Annotated in this window: 3 protein-coding genes; all 3 read left to right on the top strand. The window is 71.7% G+C overall.

The annotated features are described in order from the left end of the window. The coding region (locus tag DMB66_RS54965; RefSeq protein ID WP_148112891.1) for a condensation domain-containing protein at positions 1-2,604 on the top strand (2,604 nt) is incomplete at its 5' end. Next, complete coding sequence (locus tag DMB66_RS54970) at positions 2,601-4,430, top strand: non-ribosomal peptide synthetase (RefSeq protein WP_125811998.1); 1,830 nt, start codon at positions 2,601-2,603, stop codon at positions 4,428-4,430. The genes DMB66_RS54965 and DMB66_RS54970, both read left to right, overlap by 4 nt. 33 nt (positions 4,431-4,463) lie before the next feature. Continuing rightward, on the top strand, positions 4,464-6,290 hold a 1,827-nt coding region (locus DMB66_RS54975; RefSeq protein WP_148112892.1), incomplete at its 3' end, for a condensation domain-containing protein.

A 6,290-nucleotide genomic window follows, 5' to 3' on the forward strand; every position in this document is an offset into this window, starting at 1 on the left:
ATCGGGTTCGACGCGGTGGTGCCGAATCTGTTCGGCCCGTTGATCGCCGGTCAGACCGTTCATCTGTTACCGGAGGGGTTCGACATCGCCCGGTTGGGGGAGTTGCTCGTCGCTGGTGGGCCGTACTCGTTCATCAAGCTCACCCCGTCGCATCTGGATTTGTTGACCGCGCAGTTGACACCGGCCGAGGCGGCGGGGTTGGCCGCGACGGTGGTGGTCGGGGCCGAGTCGTTCTCGGCGGCGTCGTTGGAGTATTGGCGGCGGTTGGCCCCGGACGTGGTGGTGCTCAACGAGTACGGGCCGACCGAGGTGACGGTGGCCAATTCGGTGTTCCAGGCCGACGGGCTGGTCTCGACGCGGACGGTGCCGATCGGCCGGCCGATCCCGAACACGTGGATGTTCGTGGTGGATTACGCCGGTGAGTTGGCCGAGGTCGGTGTCACCGGTGAGTTGCTCGTGGGTGGGATGGGTGTGGTCCGGGGTTATCACGGCCGGCCTGATCTGACCGCGGACAAGTTCATCCCGGACCGGTTCGGACCGGTACCGGGTGGTCGGCTCTACCGGACCGAGGACCTGGCCCGGGTCCTTCCCGACGGCAACGTCGAGTTCCTCGGCCGGTCCGACGACCAGATCAAGATCCGCGGCTACCGGGTGGAACCCGGCGAGGTCGAGAGCCAGCTGCTGGCCCACCCGGCGGTGCGGGAGGCAACGGTCGTCGTCCGCCAGGACACCGCTGGCGACCCTGCCCTGGTCGGCTACTGGGTGGAAGCGCCGGAGACAACTGTCGACGCACCCGCCCTGCGCGACCATCTGCGCCGCTCCCTGCCGGAGCCGATGGTGCCGGCGCACCTGGTGCGGCTGGACCGCCTGCCGCTGACCGCCCACGGCAAGATCGACCGCTCGGCCCTGCCCTCGCCACCGGCCGGGCCGGCCGTCGCCGCGGACGCCCCGGCGGTGGCCGCCAGCGCCACGGAGCTCGCGCTGGCCGTGCTCTGGCAGGACGTACTCGGCCGGACGGGGCTGCGCGGCGACGACAACTTCTTCGACCTCGGCGGCCATTCACTGTCGGCCACCCGGCTGGCCCGGCAGGTCGCCGAGGCCTACCCGCCGATGACCCGCCGGCTGGCGCTACGGGAACTCTTCGCCAACCCGACGCTGGGCGGCTTCGCCGCCGCCGTCGACCGCGCGGTCGGGTCGGTGGCCGGGTCACCGGGGCCGGCCGGCGCCGACCTCGCGCCCATCCGGCCCGTGCCGCGATCGGCGGGCGTGGTCGCCCTCTCCAGCGCCCAGCAGCGGCTGTGGTTCCACGGCCAGCTCGACCCGGACAGCACCGAGTATCTGGTGCCGATCGTGCTGCGACTGACCGGCCGGCCGGACGAGGCGGCGCTACGCGGCGCCCTGGCCGACCTCGTCGCCCGGCACGAGGTGTTGCGCACTCTGGTGTCGCTTGTGGACGGAAAGCTGATCGGCGTGGTCGCGCCGGACGCGGTGGTGCCGTTCCACCTGGACCGCCCGGCCGGAACCCGGGTCGAGCGGGAGGCCGCGGCCGACGAGCTGATCCGGCGCGAGCGCACCACCCGCTTCGTCCTGACCCGTGACCTGCCGATCCGGGCCCGGCTGATCGAGGTGGCCGACGACACCTGGGTGCTCTGCCTGGTCCTGCACCACATCGCCTTCGACGGGCTCTCCCGCGGCATACTCCAGCGCGAACTGGCCGAGCTGTACGCCGGTCGAACCGAGGGCCGGCCGTCGGCGTTGCCGCCGCTGCCGATCCAGTACGCCGACTTCGCGGCCTGGCAGCACGAGTGGCTCAGCGGCCACGACGCCGAGCTGGCCGTCGCGTTCTGGCGGGACACGCTCGCCGGCCTGCCCGCGGTGGACCTCCCGTTCGACCGGCCCCGCCCGGCCCGCTACGACTCGACCGGCGACGTGGTCACGCTCACGCTGCCCCCCGACTTGGCCCGGTCCATCCGTCGAGCCGGACGCGAGTCGAACACCACCAGCTACGTCGTGGTGCTGACCGCGCTGCGGATCCTGCTGGCCCGGATCACCGGTGCGACCGATATCGCCATCGGCACACCGGTGGGCGGCCGCGACCGCCCCGAGCTGGCCGACCTGGTCGGGGTCTTCGTGAACACGGTCGTGATGCGGGGTCCGCTGGCCTGGGATGAGACGTTCGCCGCCGCGCTGGCCCGGCAGCGGGACGCGGTCACGGCCGCGTTCGCCTACCAGGACCTGCCGTTCGACCGGCTCGTGCAGGAGCTTCGCCCCCGGCGCGACCGGTCGAAGCACCCGCTGTTCCAGATCATGTTCGCCTACGCGGCGGCCCCCGAGGTGGCGCCGGACCTGTCCGGACTGGTGATGGCCGCCGACGAGAGCCACTCGGCCACCGCGAACTTCGACCTCACGCTCTACCTGCAGGAGACGGCCGACGGCGGGGTGACCGGCGGGTTCGAGTACGCCACCGCCCTGTTCGACCGGGCGACGGTCGAGGCGCTGGCCGACGAGCTGATCGTCGTGCTGCGCGCCGGCCTGGCCGACGGCAGCACCCCGATCCGGGCGTTCCCCCGAACCACCACCGATCGCACAAAGGAGCGACCATGACGGTGCCCGTTGCCGCCCTCGGCCGGCCGGGGCCGGCCGAGCCGAGCCCGCCGCCGCTCGATGTGCTGCTGCACCAGCGCATCGACCACTCGCCCGGGGCGGTGGCCATCCGGTGTGATGACGAATCGGTGAGTTACGCCGAACTCGACGCCCGCGCCGCCCGGCTGGCCCACCGGCTGCGTGACCTGGGCGCCGGGCCCGAGCGGGTGGTCGGCCTCTGCCTTCCCCGGGGAGTCGACCTGATCGTGGCCGTCCTCGCGGTGCTGAAGGCCGGCGCGGCCTACCTGCCCCTCGATCCGGCCGCTCCGTCCGCCCGCCGGGCGGAGCTGCTCGACGAAGCGAACACGTCCTTTGTGGTGACGACCCCCGCCCTCAGCACGGGGATCGGTCCGGGGCGCCCCGTCCTGACCCTGGACCCGGCCGACGCTCGCGATCGTCCGGCGAGCCGGGTCGAGTCCTACGCGGACATCGACAACCTGGCCTACGTCATCTACACCTCCGGGTCGACCGGGCGGCCGAAGCCGGTGGGAGTGACGCACCGGTCGCTGGTCAACCACGCCCAGCGCCTGCGGGAGTTGTGCGACCTGACCGGCACCGACCGGGTGCTGCAGTTCGCCAGCCTGACCTTCGACGCCGCCGCCGAGGAGATCTTCCCCACCTGGCTGGCCGGCGCCGCGCTGGTGCTGCTGACCGATCCCGTGCCGGCCACCCACGTCGTCGAGCGGCTCGTCCGGGATCACCAGGTCAGCGTCGTGAACCTACCGACCGCGTACTGGCACCAATGGGCCGACGAGCTGATCACCCAGGGCCGGTCCTTGCCGGCCGGCGTCCGGCTGATCGTGATCGGTGGTGAGGCGGCCAGCGCCGCGGTGCTGTCGCGGTGGCAGCGCCACACCGGAGTGCCGATCCTGAACACCTACGGCGTCACCGAGGCAACGATCAGCAACCTCGCCACCCGGCCGGGACCATCGACACCGGAAACGACCGTCTCGCTCGGCCGGCCCATCGGTGGGACGACGGCCCATCTCGTCGGGACGGACGGCCGTCGCGTCCCGGCCGGAGCGCCGGGCGAGCTCCTGATCGGGGGCGTCGGGCTCGCCCGGGGCTACCTGAACCGCCCGGCGCTGACCGCCGAGCGGTTCGTGCCGGACCCGTTCGGCGGCCGGCCCGGTGCACGGCTGTATCGCTCGGGCGACCTGGCCCGGCAACGGCCCGACGGCGAGCTGGACTTCCTGGGTCGCCTCGACGACCAGGTGAAGATCCGCGGGCAGCGCGTCGAGCCGGGCGAGGTGGCGGCCGCCGTGGCCACCCACCCCGGTGTCCGGAGCGCCTACGTCGCCGTCCGGGAGGCGCCGGCCGGCGGTGCCCAGCTGATCGCCTATGTGGTCGCGGCCGACCCGGCGACCGGGGTGACCGAGCCGGACCTCCGCCGGCACGTGGCCGACCGGTTGCCGACCGCGATGATCCCGGCCGGGTGGTGTCTTGTCGACGCGCTACCCCTCACCGCGCACGGCAAGGTCGACCGGGCCCAGCTGCCCGACCCCGTCGCCGGGCCGGCCACAGCGGGACAGGCGCCGACCACCGCCGTGGAGCGGGCACTGGCCACGATCTGGGGCGACCTGCTCGAACGCGGCGGCGTCGGCCCCGATGACGACTTCTTCGATCTCGGCGGCCACTCGCTGCTGGCCATCGCCATGATGAGCCGGATCGCGTCGACCTTCGACCTGGCTGTGCCGGTCGCTGTCCTGTTCGACTACCCGAAACTGGCCGACTTGGCCGCCGTGATCGCCGACAGCCTGGACGAGCTGCCCGAGACGGACGCCTGATCCGCTCGCTCGCCCCACCGGAAGGACACCACCATGACGGACTTCGTCGCGCGCCCGGCCGCCGTCGGAACACCCCCGCGAGCCAGGCATCTCGGCATCACCCGGGCGTCGACCGCGAAACGGCGCCCCCTGGTGACCCGTCGCCCGGCGGGGGTGGTGGTGCCGTTGTCGTTGGCGCAGCGGCGGGTGTGGTTCATGTCGGAGTTGGGGGGTGGTTCGCCGGAGTTCAATGTGCCGTTCGGGTGGCGGGTCCGGGGGGCGTTGGATGTGGGTGTGTTGCGGGGTGCGGTGCTGGGGGTGGTGGCGCGGCATGAGGTGTTGCGGTCGGTGTTCGTCGATGGGGTTGATGGGGTCGCGGTAGGGGTGGGTGAGGCCCGGGTTGGTTGGGTCGAGCGGGTGGTGGACGGGTGGGCTGAGGCGCTGGTGGTGGCGCGGGGTGAGGAGTTGGTGGCTTTCGATCTGCGGTCGGATCCGTTGGTGCGGGTGACTGTGGTGCGGTTGGGCGTTGATGACTTTGTGGTGTTGTTCGTGGTGCATCACATTGTGTTCGATGGTTGGTCGATGGGCCTGTTCGTGGGCGAGTTGGCGGAGTTGTATGCGGCTGGGGTGGCGGGTCGGGCGGCGGTGTTGCCGGAGTTGGCGGTGCAGTACGGCGACGTCGCCGTCTGGCAGGAACGGGCCTCGGCCGGGGGAGCACTGCACCGGTCGATGGAGTACTGGCGGCGCCAGCTCGCCGGCCTGACCCCGCACGAGATCGCGACCGAGTTCCCCCGGTCCGCCGACCAGTCGTGGGCCGGCGGGTCTGTCGAGTTCGCCCTGCCGGCCGACGTCGTCGCCGGGCTCCGCGCGGTCGGGGTGGCCCAGCGGGCGACGCTGTTCATGGTGGTGATGGCGGCGGTGCAGTTGGTGGTGTCCCGGTGGTCGGGTTCGACGGATGTGTCGGTGGGTTCGTCGGTCGCGGGTCGGGGGGTGCCAGAGGTTGACGGGTTGGTGGGTCTGTTCTTCAACGTGCTGGTGTTGCGGACGGATCTGTCGGGTGATCCGACGTTCGGGGAGTTGGTCGGGCGGGTGCGGGAGGTGGTGCTGGGTGCGTTCGAGCATCAGGACGTGCCGTTCGAACGGCTGGTCGAGGAGCTGGCCCCGCGGCGCCAGGCAGCCGGATCGCCCTTCTTCCAGGTGCTGGTCGAGATGGACACCACGCCGTCCGCGCCCCTGCGGATGGCCGGGATGGAGCTCACCGAGATCCGGCTGCCCGCGGCGACGGCGAAGTTCGACCTGAGCGTGTCGCTGCGTGAGCACGATGGCGGTCTGGTCGGGTCGGTCGCATACCGGTCGGCACTGTTCTCGTCGGGCTGGGTCGAGCGCTTCGTGGGCGGCTTGGTGGGCCTGTTGTCGTCGGTGAGTGCGGAGGTTCGGCTCTCCGGTCTGCCGGTGGTGTCGGCGGGGGGTTCGTTGTTGGCCGGGGGTTTGGGTGTGGTGCGGGCTCTGGCTGATGGTGGTGTGCATGAGTGGTTCGAGGATCGGGTGCGGTCGGATCCGGCCGGGGTGGCGGTGGTGTGTGGTGGGGTGGAGGTTTCCTACGGGGAGCTGAACGCGCGGGTGAACCGGTTGGCGCATTACTTGATCGGGCTTGGGGTGGGTGCCGAGGCCCGGGTCGGGGTGTGTGTCGAGCGGGGTGTGGACATGGTGGTGGCGTTGCTGGCGGTGTTGAAGGCCGGTGGGGCGTATGTGCCGTTGGATCCGGGGTTCCCGGTGGACCGGATCGGGTTCATGATCGCTGATACCGGTGCCCGGGTGGTGTTGACGCAGGGCAGTCTCATGGGCCGGTTCCGGGKTATGAAGGCCGGTTGGTGTGTGTTG

This window comes from Actinoplanes sp. ATCC 53533 (assembly GCF_003947245.1).